At 41.7% G+C, this 19,697-nt stretch carries 13 protein-coding genes; 5 read left to right on the forward strand and 8 right to left on the reverse strand.

Features of this window, described 5'->3' with window-relative positions; all coding sequences use genetic code 11:
• Window positions 1-232 precede the first annotated feature (232 nt).
• The 3 genes from B4F91_RS16825 to B4F91_RS16835 form a co-directional block, all read right to left on the reverse strand.
• Window positions 233-1,165 carry a hypothetical protein gene (locus B4F91_RS16825; protein WP_054983064.1) on the reverse strand — a complete coding sequence of 311 codons (933 nt, stop codon included), beginning with the start codon at window positions 1,163-1,165 and terminating at the stop codon, window positions 233-235.
• A gap of 318 nt (window positions 1,166-1,483) precedes the next feature.
• Window positions 1,484-2,932 (reverse strand): dihydrolipoyl dehydrogenase, encoded by a 1,449-nt coding sequence (locus B4F91_RS16830; RefSeq protein ID WP_286937370.1) that lies wholly within the window; start codon window positions 2,930-2,932, stop codon window positions 1,484-1,486.
• A gap of 81 nt (window positions 2,933-3,013) precedes the next feature.
• Window positions 3,014-3,742: a glutathione peroxidase gene (locus tag B4F91_RS16835; RefSeq protein ID WP_024033064.1), complete on the reverse strand. Its 729-nt coding sequence runs from the start codon at window positions 3,740-3,742 to the stop codon at window positions 3,014-3,016.
• A 109-nt stretch (window positions 3,743-3,851) separates the two neighbouring features.
• On the opposite strand from B4F91_RS16835, the gene B4F91_RS16840 reads away from it, so the two are divergent.
• The gene (locus tag B4F91_RS16840; RefSeq protein WP_286937371.1) at window positions 3,852-4,742 is read left to right on the forward strand and encodes a LysR substrate-binding domain-containing protein; all 891 of its coding nucleotides are present in this window, start codon (window positions 3,852-3,854) and stop codon (window positions 4,740-4,742) included.
• Here B4F91_RS16840 and B4F91_RS16845 read toward each other — a convergent pair.
• Window positions 4,739-5,932 carry a flagellar assembly protein FlgT gene (locus B4F91_RS16845; protein ID WP_029774510.1) on the reverse strand — a complete coding sequence of 398 codons (1,194 nt, stop codon included), beginning with the start codon at window positions 5,930-5,932 and terminating at the stop codon, window positions 4,739-4,741. The two genes, B4F91_RS16840 and B4F91_RS16845, sit on opposite strands and share 4 nt — an antisense overlap.
• A 129-nt stretch (window positions 5,933-6,061) precedes the next feature.
• Here B4F91_RS16845 and B4F91_RS16850 point away from each other — a divergent pair, with 129 nt between their 5' ends.
• From B4F91_RS16850 to B4F91_RS16860, 3 genes are all read left to right on the forward strand, one after another.
• A complete protein-coding gene (locus B4F91_RS16850; RefSeq protein ID WP_286937369.1) occupies window positions 6,062-6,517 on the forward strand; it encodes an LPP20 family lipoprotein in 456 nt (151 codons plus the stop codon).
• A 361-nt stretch (window positions 6,518-6,878) separates the two neighbouring features.
• Window positions 6,879-7,586 (forward strand): transglutaminase-like cysteine peptidase, encoded by a 708-nt coding sequence (locus B4F91_RS16855; RefSeq protein WP_024033060.1) that lies wholly within the window; start codon window positions 6,879-6,881, stop codon window positions 7,584-7,586.
• Window positions 7,586-9,544, forward strand: coding sequence for a bifunctional diguanylate cyclase/phosphodiesterase (locus tag B4F91_RS16860; protein ID WP_286937368.1), 1,959 nt, complete (start codon window positions 7,586-7,588; stop codon window positions 9,542-9,544). Before B4F91_RS16855 ends, B4F91_RS16860 begins: the two co-directional genes overlap by 1 nt.
• A 135-nt stretch (window positions 9,545-9,679) precedes the next feature.
• On the opposite strand, the gene B4F91_RS16865 is transcribed toward B4F91_RS16860, so the two are convergent.
• Genes B4F91_RS16865 through B4F91_RS16880 form a run of 4 tightly spaced genes read right to left on the reverse strand, consistent with a single transcriptional unit; the run spans window position 9,680 to window position 15,874 of the window.
• Entirely contained in the window at window positions 9,680-10,267 is a 588-nt protein-coding gene (locus B4F91_RS16865) for a LuxR C-terminal-related transcriptional regulator (RefSeq protein WP_024033058.1), read from the reverse strand.
• A gap of 23 nt (window positions 10,268-10,290) precedes the next feature.
• On the reverse strand, window positions 10,291-11,712 hold the full coding sequence (locus tag B4F91_RS16870; protein ID WP_126007887.1) for an HlyD family type I secretion periplasmic adaptor subunit: 1,422 nt from the start codon (window positions 11,710-11,712) through the stop codon (window positions 10,291-10,293).
• Complete coding sequence (locus B4F91_RS16875) at window positions 11,709-13,847, reverse strand: type I secretion system permease/ATPase (protein WP_286937367.1); 2,139 nt, start codon at window positions 13,845-13,847, stop codon at window positions 11,709-11,711. The genes B4F91_RS16870 and B4F91_RS16875 overlap by 4 nt, the downstream gene beginning before the upstream one ends.
• A gap of 53 nt (window positions 13,848-13,900) precedes the next feature.
• Window positions 13,901-15,874: a TolC family outer membrane protein gene (locus B4F91_RS16880; protein WP_286937365.1), complete on the reverse strand. Its 1,974-nt coding sequence runs from the start codon at window positions 15,872-15,874 to the stop codon at window positions 13,901-13,903.
• Window positions 15,875-16,099: 225 nt separating this feature from the next.
• On the opposite strand from B4F91_RS16880, the gene B4F91_RS16885 reads away from it, so the two are divergent.
• Window positions 16,100-19,697 (forward strand): retention module-containing protein (locus B4F91_RS16885; protein ID WP_288636083.1); only part of this gene is annotated, 3,598 nt, incomplete at its 3' end.

The raw sequence follows: 19,697 nt of genomic DNA on the forward strand, positions 1-19,697 counted from the left end.
AAATCTTGACTTCATACATCATAATTTATCACTGGCCGTTATTTGCTAAAGCCGCCCTTAAAAAACCAAAGATGCCAATAACTACTGAGTTGAAGTGTTAGTAAAACAGTAATTATTATAACTACGTATAAAAAAGCGAGTAAATATAAATCTACTCGCTTTAAAATTTTGACAGCTTACAGCTTACAGCTTACAGCTTACAGCTTACAGCTTACAGCTTACAGCTTACAGCTCAACCATCACTCGTAATCTTATCTATCAGCTCACTAAGTACTGCTTCGGCTTTGCTGGTTTCTACTTGGCAGGTACCGGCGTTTAAGTGGCCGCCACCGCCGTATTTAAGGCATAACTCGCCCACATTGGTGTTTGAGCTGCGGTTGGTGATTGATTTACCAATGGCAAATACTACGTTTTGTTTTTTAAGGCCCCACATTTTATGAATTGATATATTGCAGTCGGGGTACATGGCGTAAATAACAAAGCGGTTGGTGGCGTAAATAGTTTCTTCTTGAGTTAAATCTAGCACCACGAGATTTTTATGCACGGTTGCGCATTGTGCTATTTGCTCTTTGGCCTTTTCGTTATGCTCGTTATAAAGCGCAACACGTTCGGCTACGTCTTCCATTTTTAAAATGTCTTCAATGCTTTGATCTTTACAGGCATCGATTAGCTTCATCATTAATTGGTAGTTTGAAATTTTAAACTCGCGGAAGCGGCCAAGGCCTGTGCGTGCATCCATGATAAAGTTCATTAATACCCAGTCTGTAGGGTTGAGTATTTCGTCTTTTGAGAACTGCGCTGCATCGCCTTTATCTACCGCTTCCATCATGTCTGTGCTGATGTTTGGAAATTTTTCTGCGCCGCCATAATAATCATAAACAACGCGTGCAGCAGAAGGAGCTTTAGGGTCAATTACATGGTTTTTAATATCGCTTGCGTTACGTACGGTTTCGCTTAAGTGATGGTCAAATGCAATGTGACAGCCAGCAACGTAGGGTAGGTTAGTGGTAATGTCGTTTGCAGTTATGTCTATTTTGCCATCTTGCATGTCTTTTGGGTGTACAAATAAAATGTCATCAATTAGGTCTAAGTCTTTGAGCAGTACGGCACATACTAAGCCGTCGAAATCGCTGCGGGTGACTAGTCTAAATTTATTATTGGGCATAGCTTTTCCATCTTGTTGTGATTGAGTAATCAAATAAGTGTAACAGCTAAAATAATTTTTGAGAGGTTATAGCAATCGAATTAAAAATTTAGTCATTCAAACGTGCTAAATAAAGCGTAAACGGAGTTATAAATTTTTAAGTAGAACATATGCCTATCGAAAATTAGGCCTTTGTTATTACTCTGTTTATCTGTTGCTATCAATACCTCATAATTTAACACAATGGGTATTAGCGTTAAAAAAGCGCATAAAAAAGCCAAAACGACTGTTTTGGCTTTTTGTTAGCAAGTATGTATTTGTTTTATTACTGTATAAAAGTTAAGCGCCTGGTCCGCATTCCATACAGCTGTTAATAATATCTGGGCCAAATTTAAGTCTGGCATTTAAATCGCGTAGGGCAGTGCGTAAACCTTCTTCAATTACTGGGTGGTAAAATGGCATATCCAACATTTCTGGTACGGTCATTTTGTTTTGTACAGCCCATGCTAATAAATGAGCAAGGTGTTCGGCTTGTGGGCCAATAAATTCTGCACCTAAAAATAAGCCTGTGCCTTGCTCTGCGTAAACGCGCATGTGGCCTTTATTTTTAAGCATTACTCGGCTGCGGCCTTGGTTTTCAAAGCTCACTTCGCCTACTTCAAAGCAACCACATTCACCTAGGCGGTCTGTAATTTGTTTGTAGCTGTCGCCTACCATTGCTATTTGTGGGTCACTAAACACTGCGGCAATTTTTGCGCGGCGAAGGCCAATGCGTACATCGGGGAAGCGCCCAGCATTTTGACCGGCAATGGTGCCTTGATCAGATGCTTCGTGTAGCAGGGGGATCATATTGCTAGCATCGCCCGCTATAAATATATTTGAGTTACCACATTGCATTGTGTGCGGGTCGGCGTGTGGCACACCGCGCTCATCAAGCTCTATGCCGGTATTCTCTAAACCTAGCTTGTCTACGTTGGGTACTCGGCCTGTGGCTGCAAGTACGTAGTCAAATTGCTCGGTGTGTTTAGCACCGTCTTTATCGGTGTAAGTAAGCTGGGCTTTATCGCCAACTTGCATCATGTCAGATACGTTTGAGTCGGTATCTACAAAAAATTCTTCAGCAAAAACAGTGTTTGCATAGTCTTTAATTACTGGGTCGGTAAGTGGGCCAATTGCGCCGTCAACACCAAATAATTTTACGTTTACGCCTAAGCGACTAAGTGCTTGGCCAATTTCTAGGCCTATTACGCCTGGGCCAAATACAGCCACTGACTCTGGTAGGTCGTCCCAGTCAAATACATCATCGTTTATAATAAGCTTGTCGCCAAAGTTATTAAATACACCTGGGTATGAAGGGCGTGAACCGGTGGCAATAACAAAACGTTTAGCAGTTATAATGGTGTCATCGTCAATTTGTACGCGGTTGGCGTCTAAAAACTTGGCGTAGCCACGAATTTTATCTTCATCAGGAATGCCGTCTACGGCTTCTACTACGAATCCTGCAAAGCGGTCTCGTTCGCTTTTAACACGTGCCATAACTGCTTTGCCGTCTATTCGTGGCTTTGAGCTATGTACACCAAATGCAGGTGCCATTTCAATTGAATGCGCGGCTTCGGCTGCGGCAATAAGTAATTTACTTGGCATACAACCAACGCGTGCACAGGTAGTACCGTACGGGCCTGATTCAATCATTAAAACGTTAGGGGTGAATTGTTTTGCGTTACGGTATGCGCTTAAGCCTGCAGTACCTGAACCTATAACAACAACATCGGTTTGTAATTCTTTCATAGTGGTATCCTTTATTATTTTCAATCTGAGCGATGAGATTGATATAGAGGGGCGCGTACGCCCCTGCTATTTTTTACTTAATTAAGCAAAGTATTTTTCTAAATCGTCTGAGCCGCCAATGTGTTGTCCACCAATAAATATTTGTGGAACAGTGTCACGGCCAGTGATTGCTTTAAGGCTTGTTAATGTAGCGCCTGCACCCATAACAACTTCTTCAAATGCGTAGCCTTTTTCTGTTAGTAGCTCTTTTGCTTTTTTACAGAAAGGGCAACCAGGCTTAGTAAATACGGTTACTGGCTCTGGCTTAGTTTGTTTTGGGTTGATGTAGTCAAGCATTGTGTCTGCATCAGAAACTTCAAACGGGTCGCCTGGTAAATCTGGTTCGATGAACATTTTGTCGATAACGCCATCTTTAACTAGCATAGAGTATCTCCAGCTGCGCTTACCAAAGCCTAAATCGTTTTTATCTACTAACATGCCCATGCCGTCAGTAAATTCGCCGTTGCCATCAGGTAATAATGTGATGTTTTGCGCTTCTTGATGCTCTGCCCATGCGTTCATTACAAATGTATCGTTTACTGATACACATACAATTTCATCAACGCCATTTTGCTTAAGTACACCGGCTAACTCGTTGTAGCGTGGTAAGTGAGTTGATGAACAGGTTGGTGTAAATGCGCCCGGTAGTGAAAACACAACAACGGTTCTGCCTGTAAAAATTTCGTCTGTGGTTACTGATTTCCATTCGTCGTTTTGACGTGTTGCAAATGTAACGCTTGGGATTGTTTGACCTTCAATATTCTTTAACATAGTTTGTTCCTCTTGATTTGTTGGAGCCATTATGGCGAGAATTTAGATATAGTTCCAATCGTTTGTTTGTATTAAACTAATAGGTATAGCCTATCAGGTGGAGATGAATTTGAACTTAAAAGATTTAGAGTATGTAAAAGCAATAGCGCACCACAAGCATTTTCGCAAAGCGGCCGATGCCTGTTTTGTTAGCCAGCCTACACTAAGTGGGCAAGTAAAAAAGCTTGAGCAAGAGCTTAATGTTGTTTTATTTGACCGCTCAACTAAGCAAGTTACATTAACAGCGCAAGGTGAACGTTTGTTGACACAAATAAACGTTATTTTAGAGCAAACAGAAATCTTAAAAGAGCTGGCGGCTACTTCAAACGGGCCGCTACAAGGTAAGCTAAGAATTGGTATTATTCCTACTATTGCGCCGTACTTACTCAGCGCTTTACTGACCTCTATGAAAGCGGCATTTAGCGAGAGCCATTTTTCGTTTATAGAAATGCAAACAGCGACTATGCTAGAGGCGCTTGATAACGGCGAGCTCGACTTTGCAATTTTGGCCGATGTTCCCGAGCTTAAAAACTACCATACGGTTAACGTGTACAAAGAAGACTTTATGGTTGCTGTTTCAACCGATAACCCGTTATCTAAGCGTAAAAAAGTAGCGCTAAGCGATTTACAAAGTTGTAGCCTATTAATGTTAAGTGATGGCCATTGCTTTAAAGATCAAGCCCAAAAGTTTTGTTTTGCTGCGGGAGTGGATGTGTCGAACCAATATCAGGGCAATAGTTTAGAAACTTTATTGGCGCTGGTGGCGATAGATGACGGGGTGACATTTGTGCCCAAGCTTGCGTGTACACAGCGTGTAGGGATTGATTATTTAGCTATTTTTCCTAATCAGCAACGTAATGTGGTATTTGCTTGCAGAAAACACTACCCGCGTTTGGCGGGCGTTGAGCAATTAGCCCAGTGGTTGGTAGAGCACCCAAATTTAAAACGGGCGCTTATTTAGCGTTCTTGGCTTGCAACCTCTACCACATCGTTTATTTGTACCCCAGGCAAAGGCTTATCGTTAAGGCTGACAGCAATTGCGCTTTGTTTATAAAGTTGCTCAACCACAATGGTGTTAAGCGTGGTAATGGTATGCGGCATAGTATTGCCTTGTGCATCGGTTAAGTAGTTATGGTGCGCAATGCTTAATAGCTGGCCTTTTTTAAGGCCATGATCTTTGCCTAGGTTTATCACCAATTTGTTGTTTTCCATGTGCATTATTTTTCCTTTAGTAGGAAAACACGCCATAGCCGCTTGTATATCGTAACTGACCGTTTGATTTATATCGCTAATGCTTTGCCCAAAAGGTGATTGCCAAAACCTATCACTATTTACATCAACTATGGCTGTTTTTTCAAATGGCCATACAGCTTGGGTATGATAGCTGTTTTGCCATAATTGTTCATACGTGGTGCCATCAAACAACATAAACTCAATAGCGTAGCTGCGCTGGTAGGTTTCGTCTTGCCAAAAGGCGTAGTCGTTGTTGAGTTTATCGCTTGGCGCTAAATTGGTTATTTGGCTTAATAAAACATATTGCGCGTTGCTTCTGGCTGAAAGCTCTTCTAGTTGTGCATTTGAGTAGTCGTGCTGCTGATTAAAGTAATTGTCTACATTAATTGCTTTATTGTAGTAAGCAACGGGCAGGGCGCTCATTTTTGTGCTTTGCAAAGCGCTAAATAACTTTTTACTAATGGCTTTATTTACGTCAAATATTTGACCCATTAAGGCATGCTCACGATGAACAAGCTGGCTTTGGGTTACAGCAACAAATTTATTAAAGCTACTTTGTGGGCATTGCTCTGTTTGGGCAAATACATCAAGCCTAAGCGTAATGGCAAATTGTTGATTTTGGCGTTGCTCGCTCACCAGCTCTATTTTTTGTATTTCGCCGTGGCTACTAATTTTTAGCTGATCTTGCGTTAGCACGCCATCTACCAAGGTTTGTACCGAGCTAACCCGGGCGCCAGAAAACACTAATGCTTGTGTAATTGCATCTTTAATCGCGGCCGATTTAGCACTGCTTATGTCGCCATTTTGTATTTGTGCATGGCCGGTAGATTCAAACCATTGTGCGTAAGTACTGGCAGAAAACGTTAATAATGCAGCGCTAGTAACACCTGCAAATAGTGATGATAAAAACGTGTTCATACTGGTACTCCACATAAAATTAGTTAATTACGCTTTAGCTAAGCAAGGACTGCACCAATATGAGGACTTTATAACAAATGGCATTAAACCTGCATTTATTTGCGCAATTAGTTTAAAGGGTGCAAATAAATGCGTGCAATTATATTACTTACTTTAACAGGCCTTGGCCTTGCCGGTTGCAGCAACGTGTTTGATAAACATGTTGAGTACAAATATGTAGAGCCAAATAATTATCCCATACTTAAAGCGGTTGGTTATGCACCTATTAGCTTGCAGCAAGGGGCTAATAAATCACAAAAGCAATTAATGGCAATTAAGGCCTCTAAGCTTGAGGCGTACCGTGAACTGACTGAGCAAGTTTATGGGCAAAAAATTACAGCGGGCACGTCTGTAGCAGGTGCTATTGCTCAAAACGATTACATGGAAAGTAAAGTGCAGGGCATAATTAAAGGTGCGCAAATTATTAAAACTTACTCAGTTGACGATGTATACGTTACTGAGCTTGAGCTAAACATGAAGCGCGTGCACGACTTATACATAGGTGAAATTAAGCCGCGTGAAGTTAAAAAAGTGACCTACTACTAAGTAACTGGCCAGTACTTTAAATAGTAAAGCTATATTAAGCTGCTATTTTAGCGGTTGGTTTTAACGTTAAGCGCGTCGAATATACTCGTACAGCAATACATAACTTTGCTATTTACGGGAGCGTTTTTCTGTAAATCTAGGGTTTGATAAATCAGCTTTAAATACAACGATGGTTCAATACGTTAGTTAATGTATTAAGCAAAGTTGAAATGACCGAGTTAAAATTTAAATCTAGTAAAAAAACACATACAAAATATCTCATCCTTTTATATTGAGTGCTATGCTGTTGTTACGAATAATATTTGAACAAGTAGTGTAGCGTTTGGTGTATGTTTTTAATTTTTCTTTTTTTGGGCTGTGAATGACACTTAGGCCCACTCTTTCCTCAAATAAGCTATTTTTTTGGTGCAAAAGCAATTTGCGCTATTTACTGCTATTTTTTTTACTTTCAAGCGGCGTGTTTGCGAGCCGTTTAACTATTCAATTTAATACCTTTATAGAATTAATGGGGCAAAAATATGGCCCTGCGCGAGTCACTGTAGCGCGTAATTGGCAAACTATGCTGGTGCGCACCCAAAATAAACCAGAACAACAACAAATTTTAATTGTTAACGACTTTTTTGCACGCAATCTTCGATATCAAACCGATATACAGCTTTGGAAGCAAAACGACTATTGGGCTACACCATTAGAAACCCTTGGCCGTGGTTTAGGTGATTGTGAAGATTATGCCATTGCTAAATATATTAGCTTACGCGCCTTAGGCGTAAGCGACGACAAGCTTAGGCTTATATATGTAAAAGCTAAGCTTGCTGGTACAAACAAAACACAAGCACACATGGTATTAGGCTACTTTGCTACGCCTAATGCTCAGCCGCTTATTTTAGATAGTTTAATAACAAAAGTGTTACCTGCAGCAAAACGCGTTGATTTAAGCCCGGTATTTAGTTTTAACAGCCAAGGTTTATGGGCAAATAACTCGACCAAAAGTGTAGCCAGCCCGACAGCAAGGCTATCGCGTTGGCGTAAAATTTTGGAGCAGACATCACAAGAAGGGGTTATGTGGTAATGGCGTCATTTTCCTTATTTAAGTTTTTCAAAAAAAGAAAAATCACTCTTAGGCAAGAGCTGTGGATCACCTTGCTGGTGGTGATTTTTGTTGGCTTTATAAGTAGCGTGTTAATAAGTACTAACTCTGCTAGAGTCTATTTTTCTACGCAGCTGTATTTAAAAAATGTTGATAATGCTAGCTCTTTGGCGCTGATGATTAGTCAGCTTGAAAAAGACCCTGTAGAGCTTGAGCTGTTAGTGTCGGCCACTTTTGATACCGGCCACTACAAACGCATAGAACTGCAAGACCCAAATGGTGAGGTTATTGTAAAGCGCGTATTTACCGACACGTTAGAAAATACCGCACCAGCTTGGTTTAGAGCGGTATATGGGCTAAATGTTCAGGCAGGTGTAGGGCAGGTTAACAACGGTTGGCAGCAATTTGGCACCTTATTTGTTGAAAGCCACAGCCAATATGCTGAGCAAGCGTTGTGGGAAAGCGCCCTTAAACTGTTTTTTAGCTTTTTAGTGGTGGCCTTTTTTGCCTGTGCCATAAGTGCGTATTTATTACGTAGAATTTTAACGCCACTTGATGATGTGGTGTACCAAGCTAACGCCTTTGGCGATAAGCGCTTTATTAAATCAAAAGTGCCAAAAACCTTTGAGTTTGCACGCCTTGTGCAGTCGATGAATTTATTATCGACACGGTTCAGTCGCATTATAAAAGAAGATAATAAACGCTTAGAGGAGTTGCGTTTTAAAGCCCAGCACGATGAGCTAACAGGGCTTGCCAATCGAGAGTATTTTAGTGCCACATTAGAGGCTCATTTACAAAAAGTGAAAGATCATGCCCATGGTGCTTTGTTTTTATTTAGGGTGGTTAATTTAGATAAAATAAGTGAATCGATTAGCCGTGTAGAAATGGTTAACTTTTTACGCCGTTTTTCTCAGGTGTTAACACAGTTTTTAGAGTCGAATCAGGCGCACTTTTCAGAAAACTATATTGCGCGGATATCACATACCGACTTTACCGTTTTGTTTAGCGATACTGATGATATTCAGGCGCTTAGCGAGCAAATAACCGCACTGCATAAATCGATTGTTGATGAATACAAAAATATTGATTTGGCCATTGTACACAGTTGTACCTACATAGAGAAAAACGACACCCGCTTTGATTTATTACGCCGTGTAGATGGTTTATTAAAAACAGCAGGTAACAAACCTGGGGTGCAAGCAAAAGTCATTGATAATAAACAAAAGAGTGAAATTTTTGATGACTCTACTGGCTGGCAAAAGGCTATTGAGGATGCGCTTGAGCAAAAAACTATACAGTTAAATTGTTTAGAGGTTATGGGTTTTAACGACACCTTGTTGCAGCATCAGCTTAGTTTAAGTTTAGAATTTGGCGGCCAACATTATAAATCCAGCTACTACTATCAATGGGCTAATCGCTTAAACCTATTAGCGCGTTTGGATTGGAGTTTAATCAAGCAAATTGTTAAACAGTACGGTGAAGCGCCGCCAAATGAATTGATTGCTGTGGAGCTTTCGGCGCAAACATTAATGGATGATACCGCGCTTGCCTCGGTATTAACCTATGTGTCTGCCTTTCCTGATTTAGCAAAAAATATATGTTTTGATATACGCGAAAACATTGTCGTAAACGAAAAAGATATATTTAAGGAATTTTGTGAGCAGGTGCGTTGTATGGGCGCTAAAGTGGCACTTAAACGTGTGGGGCCTGAATTTACTAAGATTAAGAACATTCAAGAATTTGGCTTAGAAATGCTTAAAATAGATAGCATTTACGCACATAACATTAGTTACAGCCAAGATAATCAAACCTTCTTACGCGGTGTTTGCACATTAGCACATTCTATTGGTATTAAAGTGGTCGCGCAGGGCGTAACAAGCCAAGACGATATAGATACACTGGTTAATCTTGGTTTTGATGGGGTAATTAAAGAGTCGTAAAGCGACTCTTTAATTAAAAGGGGAGCGGTTTAATAATGGCGGCGAATAGGTAAATGCAATTCAGTATTTAACCTATAAGCCGTTGTTTAGTAAGTTTAACTATAGCTGGCGAAGGTTTTATTATTCTAGCCTAGGTTAGTTACCTTTAACGGCTAACATAAGTTGTATACGGTCGCGCACTTTTAACTTAGTGAAAATTGAGCTCATGTGCTCTTTAATTGTCCGCTCTGTAATATTAAGTGACTCAGCGGCTTGTTTATTGGTTGCCCCTGTTATAACTATATCAACAACTTGGCGTTCGCGTTTAGTTAAGCTTTGAATATCGCAGGCTTGGGTGTAATTTATTTGCTGCTGACTTAGTGCCCCGACAATATTAGATAGTAGCTGCCCAGGTAACCACAGGCCGCCTGAGCAAATAGTCTCAAGTACTTGTTGTAATATTACTTTAGATGCAAGTGCTTCTACATAGCCTCTTGCGCCCGCTTGCAGGGCTGCTCTAAGTTCCTCTATTTCTAGATTTGTGGTCATTACAATAACTGGTAAGCGTTTTTGGGCATATTTTTTTACCAGTTCAAGCCATCCCGAAGTGCCCGCCAGAACCCATATAATACTTGATGCATTAATTTGTTTTGGTTCTTTGGTGCATATTACACAACCTGCAAACGCACTTCGCCAGTGGCTCGATTCAAGTTCGGGTTGTGTAATAAATATACTTTGACGCATTAATTTACTCCAATAAATTCAGTTTAGCGTTCTGTCATTGCTTGCGATGTAGCTCTGAGTACGGGTTTAAGTAAATATTCCAAGACGGTTTTTTTACCAGTAATAATATCCACTTGTGTGGTCATTCCTGGAATTATAGTCAACTCTTCTGAAAAGTTATTTTTAGTGGTTTTTAATTGCACTAAATAAAAAGTATTTTCTCTGTCGTCGGTAATTGTATCTGCACTTATGTGCAGTACTTCGGCTTCTAGTCCGCCGTATACCGCAAAATCATAGGCGCTAAATTTAATCATGGCGGGCTGCCCAGGGCGTAAAAAGGCAATATCTTTCGGCGGTATTTTTGCCTCAACAATAAGTTGATCGTCTAAAGGGACTATTTCTAAAACGTCACTGCCGGGTTGTAAAATGCCGCCTACGGTATTAACCAATAAACGTTGTACCGTGCCTTTAACCGGTGATTTGATCTCAGTTTGTGTTACTTTGTCGGCAAGCCCTGATTCGGTTTCTTTTATCGACTCTAAACGCAGCAATGCCTCCGAAAGCTCGTTGTTCCAGCGGTTGATCATCGCAAGTTCCACTTCTGTTACTTTGTTTTTAGCTTCGTTGATAGCCGATAAACTCCGGTTAATCACTGCTTTAGTGCGGTTTATTTCGCCGTTTAAATCAACTATTTCACGTTCTAACCTAATGATGTCTATATCAGATACAGCACCGGTTCTTAACAGTGGGCGTGTTACTTGCAGCTCACGATTACTTAGCCTTAGAGCGCTTGTGTGTTGTTGCAAAGCGGCTTTTGCTTCAATGTGATCTTGTCTGCGTTGTTCTAGCTGGCGTTTATGGATTGCCACTTGCTGCTCTAATTCTTGGCGATTACTTAAATATATTGAGCGCTCATGAGCGACCGCCTCGGGTACTTGCTTAACAAGCTCATCAGGAAAAACGAGATCTTCTTTTCTGGTAAGGGCTTGTAACCTGGCTACTTTTGCAGTGAGTGATTGCACTTTAGATTGGTTTTCTCTAAAGCTTGAAATAAACCGAGTAGGGTCGATTTTTATTAATACGTCACCTTCTTCAACAATTTGCCCTTCTCGAATGTTTATTTTTTCTACCATACCGCCATCATAAGATTGCACTAACTGTAATTTATTTGATGGGATAACGCGTCCTTCACCACGGGCTACCTCATCGAGTGGCGCAAAGCCTGCCCAAATTGTAAGTAAAATAAATGCAATACAAATGAGGTATAACAAAAAACGTGCGCTGGCAGGCTCTTGCTGCATTTTTTCCCATTGCGCATCGACCACCCAATCTTGTGATTCAGGAGGCGAAAGCCAGCCTTTAAATAAGCGATTAAAGATTGAAGGCTTACCTTTTTTACGTGCTTCTATTGCTTTACTTACCGATTCAAAAGAGCGCTGCTCTAGCGGCTTTTTATTGTCACTCATGATGCTTGCTCCACTGTTTGGTTACTCAGTGCGGCAATTACTTTTTGTTTAGGCCCATCGGCAACTATTTTTCCGTTATCGAGCACGATGATGCGATCAACCAACGAAAGTAAAGATGAGCGGTGAGTAACTACAATTAAAGTTTTGTCTTGGGTGGCGATTTTTAAATTTTGAATAATTTTATTTTCACTATTGTGATCAAGCGATGAGGTAGGCTCATCTAACAGCATAATAGGGGGGTCGTTTATTAATGCGCGCGCTATACCAACCGCTTGTTTTTGGCCGCCAGATAGCAGGCGACCTTGCTCACCAACTTGTAGGTCAAACCCATCGGGGTGAGAGTTGATTAACTCGAATAACTGGCTTTTTTCGCATGCGCTAATAATTTGCTCATCTTTAGCATGCCATGCGCTAATAGTGAGGTTGTCTTTTAAACTACCAAAAAACAACGCTATATTTTGTGGTACGTACCCTATGTTATGACGAAGTTCTGCGGGGTCTATTTGTTGTATATTGTTGTTATCGACCATTACGGAGCCTGCGGTTGGGTCGTAAAGGCCTAAAATAAGTTTTTCGAGGGTGCTTTTACCCGAACCATTGCGCCCCAAAATAGCCACTTTTTCGCCCGCTTTTATTTTAAAGCTAATATTACTAAGCGCATCGGCCGCGTCGTCTTCATACTTAAAGCATACGTCTTTAAATTCTATTTCGCCGTTTAATACGGGGTGGCTTAACCAATGTTTATTTGGCGGGCGCTCAACGTCTTTCTCCATTATTTCGTTAAGCGATTGCATAGCAATAGCGGCATGATGATATTGCGCAAGTACGGCGGCGCATTGCCCAAGCGGCCCCATCGCACGTGATGAAAGTAAGTAAGCGGCTATTAATCCCCCTTGCGTGAGCTCGCCTTCAATAACTAAATGAACACCGATGATCATAATGATCACGCCAACACATTGTTGTATCCACGCTGCACTATTAGAGATTGAACTTGAGATTAAGCGACTTTGCGCATTAACCTGAGCAATATAAATAGTTGATTTTTCCCATGTTGATTGGGTTTTGCATTCGCTGTGAAAACTTTTTACATCTTCAATGTTGGTTAAGCTTTCTACAAGTATGGAGTTGCGCATTGAGCTTGCTTTCATGGTTTGCTCTGACAGCGCTTCAAGTTTTCTGTGGGCTGCTATGCCATAACTTAAAAGTATTAGGGCACCTGCGATAATGGGTAGGCTAAGCGGTACACCTATTATTGCAATAACAATTAGGTATATAGCAACAAAGGGTAAATCAACCAGCGCGACCAAGGTTATTGAACTAAAAAAGTTACGTACGGCTTCAAACGATTGTATGTTACTCGCAAATGACCCCGCTGATGAGGGCCTATTTTTAAGCTTCATACCAAGTACGCGCTCCATAATAACCGCAGATACTTTTACATCTATACGACTTGCCGCAAGCTCTACAAAGTAGCTGCGTACTAAGCGCAGTACAAAGTCGGCGGTCAGCGCTATTAAAATACCGATGGCTAAAACCCAGAGGGTTTCTGTTGCATGATTAGGAACTACTCGGTCATATACATTCATTACAAATAAAGGCATGGCAACAGACAAAACGCCTAATGCAATGGCGGAGATTATGACGTCTTTGTACAGTGCGCGGCATTCTTTTATTACGCCCCAAAACCAGCCGTCTTTAGAGAGCTTTTCAAGCACCGGGGAGCGCTCATCAAACATAAACTCTGGATGAGCATAAATAATTAAACCTGTTGATTTTTCAATTAACTGTTCTAGGTCTTCTTCTACAACAGACTCGGTTAGCTCGGGGTAAGTAACTTGCGCTGTTTGTTTTTGGTTATCAATAGCGGTTACCACGCACGCTTGGTTATTATTTAAAATAATAATAGCGGGTAATAAAGCAGTATTAATTTGATTAAGAGGCTTATTTACAACTTTTGATTTAAAGCCCACACGTTTTGCAGCACGTGCAAACCCTGAAGGCGTTAAGTTTCCATCTGTTAGTGGGAGGCCATTTAATAAGGCCTCCCTTGAAAAATCTTTATCATGAAAGCGGCACAATACTGCAAGGCAATCTACCAGTGCGCCGCCATGATCAAGTACATCATTTAATTCCATATACCATCCAATGTTATGTAAAACATTTTAAATTTATTTGTTTTAAGCACCTCTTAACTATCGGTAATAACCGCCTCAATACGGCGGTTTGCCGCATTAGCACGTACCGAAATTTCATTAACTCGTGGCTGATCAATACCATAACCAAATGATTGAACACGATTAGGCGCTATACCAAATTGCTCAATAAGTAATTGTGCTACGGCAAAGGCGCGTTGCTCTGAAAGTTTGCGGTTGTATTTTCTATCGCCATCTAATGAGGCGTGGCCTTGGATCTCTACCTTTTTGTCAGGGTTATTTTTTAAAAACTCCGCGAGCTTTTCTACCTCTTGCAAGTACTCTGGGCGCACTTGGCTTGAGTCGGCTGAAAAGGGAATGCCTATTTCAACTGAGTCGGTCGCTTGGTCATACAAAGTACACCCAGACAGGTCTACATTTGTTCCCGCTGGCGTGCTTGGGCAGGTGTCTTGCTCGTTAGGTACGCCGTCGTTATCGTCATCTGCAAAACTCGATGCGCTAGGGGTCTCTGGTGGCATTTCTAAATACCTAGGCATTGCTGTAACGCTCATGTAGGCGTTATCTTGCTTGGCTTTTTTTTGTAAAAAAGCTTTGCGTTTAAAGGTGGCAGCTACATCGTAACTTGGGCATATATTTTGTGCGTTATGCACGATTGGGTCATCTGTTAACTCTGTTAATGTTGGGTACTTGTCAGACATAACATTTAGAGCTGGCAATAGTTTACCCATTTCGTTAAGCATAGTTAAAATGGCTGTTTGTCTATCGTATTGAGCAACAATGTACGAGCGGTTAGATTGAAATGCTTCGTTTTCAGCGTCAAGTACATCAAGCAAGGTGCGTTGGCCAATATCAAATTGGTCTCGGTAGGCTATTTTTACTCTGTTTGACGAGTTTTTATAGCTTTCAAGCGTGGGTAGCTTTTGCTCTATATTGTTCACATTATGATAGGCAATTTGTAGGCTTTGACGAATATCAACACAAGCTTGATCGCGTTGATACTTGGCAATATTTACATCTTGGTATGCTTGTTCAAGGTTGGCGCTATCTAGGCCCCCGTTGTACAGGTTATAGGTTATGTCTATACCTACCCGTGCTTCGGTTCTTGTTTCGTTTAAACCTAGCTCGTCTCTGTCTTGTGTGCCGTAACGGGCAGATAAGTCTACGTTTGGATGAAACGCTGCCTTTTGTGCCTGAGCATTGGCTTCTTGCGCCTCTATATTATAAAGCGATGCGTAAAAAGCAGGGCTGTTTTTATAGGCTATATCAAGCGCTTGGTTAATAGAAATGGGCACGTTTTGCTCATCTAATTTGGCTTGTTTTATATCATTAACGGGTAGCTCGCCAACAACTCTTAAATAACGCGCGGTTACATCGTGCAGGTTAGCGTACTCGGTTAGCACATTAGATTGCGCTAGCGATAAGCGCCCGCTAATTTGCTCTAGATCTGCTGCTCGGGCAACACCGGCTCCTACACTTTGTTCAATTTGTTGGTATACAGACTCGTGTTCTTGCAGGTTTTCTTCAGCGAGTGTCACAAGTTCTTTAAATTTTTGCACATCTAAAAATGCAATAGATGCATCTAATGCAGTTTGCTCTGTTTGTGAGAGTAATTCAAAATACCGAATGAGCTGAATACGCTCAAACCTTTCAACGGTGTTAGATGTTCTGAACCCGTCGTAAAGCATTTGAGTAACACTAAGCTCTGCAGTGTTGCGGTTGTATTCGTCTTCTATACCGTAGTTTCGGCGCTCATAACCTGCGCTGGCAGATACATCAACACTAGGTAAGTAGCCTGAGCGGGCTGCATCTACGCCATAAATTGAGGATTTAAATGTATGCCATGCTTGTTGTACCTCTGGATTATTTTCAATTGCTTTACTGGTGACGTATGTAAGCGGTGCCACAGAGCTGTCATCGGCTTTTACCACGTTAGTTGCGCCAAGCGCACTTAGCGTAAAACCTATAAGCAGCTTTCCTTTTTGCTTTAGTAAAGTATTTTTTGTAATCATTTCTTCCTCTTAGGGGTTACTTGGGCTATCAATACCTACCCTATGGTTTAGTCAATAAATTCATTTTTCGCAAATAATCGTTTTGGCTAGCATAAAATTTATTATCTACCACTTTTTTATTTTTAATGTTTTTTTAAAAACTGTACTTGAGTACAGTATCTAATGCGTTTTGCTGTTCTACATTTTAATTAATAGTTTTTAATTCTTATGTTTGAGGTAAGCAAAATGGAATCTAATCAATTATTAGTAATAGACTTAAAAGGGTCTGCTGGTGTTGTTTTAGAAGATGGCACAATTAAGCCACTTGAAGTGGGCGATACTATTACTGTGGGCGATTTAGTGGTTACCGCCGATAATTCATCGCTAACAATTGATGTGCAAGGAGAAACACTGTCGATTCCTGCTAATCAAAACGTAAAGATCACCCCTGATTTATTAGCACAAGAAACCCGCGATAGCAGCGAAACCACCGTGTTTGACGAAAGCCTAGATGCGGCCATTGCAAGCTTAGAACAAAATGATAATAACGATGGCCAAACGGCGGCTAATTCTGATGTTACTGACTTTTTAGATGCCTTAGAGGGCGATGGTGATATTTTAGATAATTTAGAAGCAACGGCCGCCGGTGGTGCTGGTGGTGCGGGCTCTGGTGGAGGAAGCTCATTTGTTCAGCTTACACGTATTGCGGAGGGGGTTAACCCTAATAGCGTTGCATTTGATTCAAGCTTTGATCCTGATTCTACAGAGGCGCTAAATATTCGCGATACCTCTGATGGGGTAGTTCCTGATGATGGCACTGCGTCTATATCATTAAATGAAGTAGGTTTAACTAATTCATCTCAGCCAACAATTAGTGGTACAAGTGAAAACTTAGTGGGTGAAACAGTAAATATTACTGTGACAGATGAAAATGGTAACTCTCAAGTAGTAAGCGCGGTTATTGGCCCTGATGGCACGTTCGAAATTACACTACCTAACCCGATAGCCGATGGACCCGTGAGCGTAGTTGTAGAAGCCACCGACCCAGATGGTAATGCGTTTAACGATGCTATTTCTATTGAAATAGACACCACAGCGCCAGTAATTAATATTGACCCAGTTGCAGACTCTGCATCTCAAACAGTAACAGTTACGGGGTCGGTAGCGGGTTTGAATACTGGCGACAACGTCTCTGTAACTCTTACCGATAGCACAGGCACACAACAAACAATTGTTACACAAGTTGATGCGCAAGGTAATTGGAGTATTACCACTACATCGCCTTTAGCAGAAGGGGAGTTTAATGTTAACGCAGTAGCAGTTGATGCCGCTGGTAACCAAGCAATTGACCAAGCTGTTGCGAGTATTGATTTAACCGCTCCAGAAATTACAGTTACAGTAGCGGGTGAAACTAATAATGCTACGCCACCATTAACTGGTACTACAACTGATGTGCCACAAGGTACTGAAGTAACAATTACAGTAACCGACAGTGCAGGCGAAGTGCAGCTTTTAACTGCCATTACCGGTGAAGATGGTAGCTGGGCTGTTGATGTAGGTGTGGCACTACCAGAAGGTGATTTTACTGTTGATGCGCAGGTGAGTGATAGCGTAGGCAACCAAGCACTTGCAAGTGATGCTGGAGTTATTGACTTAACGGCGCCAATTGTAGAAATTAATGCGATTGCCGATACGCAAGATACAACCCCTATTATTACTGGCTCTGCGCAAGATGTGCCAGCAGGCTCGGTAATTACCGTGGTTATTACTGATATTAATGGGCAAGTTCAAACGCTGTTAACGCAAACAAATGATGATGGCAGCTGGTCTGTAAGTGTTTCTACTCCTTTAGCACAAGGTGAGTTTGAAGTTAATGCAACCGTGACCGACACTGCAGGTAATGAAGCACAAGCTGTAGAGCAAGGGTTAGTTGATTTAACTAGCCCTGAGATAACGGTTACGGCCATTGCAGACACTAATGACACTACGCCTAATTTTGTTGGCCGTGTTGAAGGCGCACCAGAGGGCTCTGTAATTACTGTTTTAGTAACCGATAGCGACGGTAATATACAAACCTTAACAACGACACTTGAGGCTGATGGCACGTGGAGTGTTGAATCGCCCAACGCTATTCCTGGCGGAGAGTTTAGTGTTACCGCGACAGTGAGTGACCCGGCGGGTAACGAAGCATCCGCGCAAACAAGTGGTGAAGTTACATTTGCCCCTATTTCTATTCAAATTGACTCTATTGCAGATACAAATGATACCACGCCATTTTTAAGTGGTAATACCGGTAACGTGCCTGCTGGTACCACTATAACCTTAACTATTACTGCAAGTGATGGCAGTACTTTTAATCTTTTAGCGGTCACTCAAGAAGATGGTTCTTGGAGCGCTCAAGTTACAGAGCCTCTGCCTGAAGGGGATTTTACCGTAGTTGCAGCCGTAATAGACGATGCGGGTAATGAGGCACAAGCAAGTACGGTCGGTAATGTAGATTTAACCGTAAGTATTAATTTTATTATTGATACTAATGATACCACTCCAACAATTAGTGGTACTACGCAAGATGTTGACGCAGGTGCGGTTGTTACTGTTACCTTTACAGGCAGCGATGGCGCAACAGAAACTGTGCAAGTAACCACAAATGCTGATGGTTCGTGGTCAATCGAAGCAACCGATGAGTTGGTAGAGGGTCAATTTACGGTGGTTGCAACAGTAACCGATGCTGCTGGCAATACAGCCTCTGCTACTGAAGTAGGGGAAATTGATTTAACTGATCCTGCGATTACTATTAACCCTATTACAGATACAAACGATACAACACCGAGTGTGACAGGTAGCGTAGTAGATGTACCCCAAGGTACTGAGGTTACCTTATTAATAACCGATAGTGACGGTAATCAACAAACTATTACAGCGGTTACTAATGCCGATGGAAGCTATAGCGCCGATATACTTAATGAGCTTAGCGAAGGTGACTTTACAGTTACTGCAAGTGTAAGTGACGAAGCAGGTAATAGCAGTACAGCAACAGTTACTGGCACCATAGATTTAACCGCACCTGGCGTAACTATAGATAATATTGGTGATACAAACGATACAACGCCTACTATAAGCGGCTCTACTCAAGGTTTAGCAGCGGGTAGTGTGGTTACAGTGATTGTGACTGATAATGCTGGCGCTGAGCAACAATTTGTCACTGCTATAAATGGCGATGGCACATGGAGTATAGATGTCCCACAAGCATTAGCTGAGGGTGAGTTTAGTGTGGTGGCAAATGTAAGTGATAGTGCTGGTAATAGCGCGCAAGACTCACAAACTGGCTCTATAGATTTAACCGCACCAACTATTAGTGTAAATGACTTTACTGACTCTAACGATTCGACACCTGTATTTAGTGGTACCACAACTGATGTAGAGCCAGGTAGCTTGATCACTGTATCAGTAACAGACTCTAATGGTGACTCGCAAACCTTAACGGCAGTTGTGGCAGAAGATGGTTCTTGGCAAGTAGGTGCAACGACTGCAATTGCTGAGGGGGAGTTTACAATCACGGCCACAGCCATGGATGCAGCTGGAAATGAAGCCTCAGCCACAACCACAGGCGTTATAGATACCGCAGCGCCTACAGTAATAATAGATCCGGTGGGTGATACAAACGACACCACACCCACTATTTCAGGGTCTGCCACGGGCGAGCCAGAGGGCACAGTTGTTACGATCACCGTGACGGATGAAGCTGGTAACCCACAAACCATTACTACCCAAGTGCAAGCCGATGGCACCTTTAGTGTGGATGTACCGAATGAGCTAAGTGAAGGTGAATTTACCGTTGAGGTAT

It is taken from the genome of Pseudoalteromonas sp. UBA6610 (genome assembly GCF_002433295.1).
In the GTDB taxonomy this organism is placed as follows: domain Bacteria; phylum Pseudomonadota; class Gammaproteobacteria; order Enterobacterales; family Alteromonadaceae; genus Pseudoalteromonas; species Pseudoalteromonas atlantica.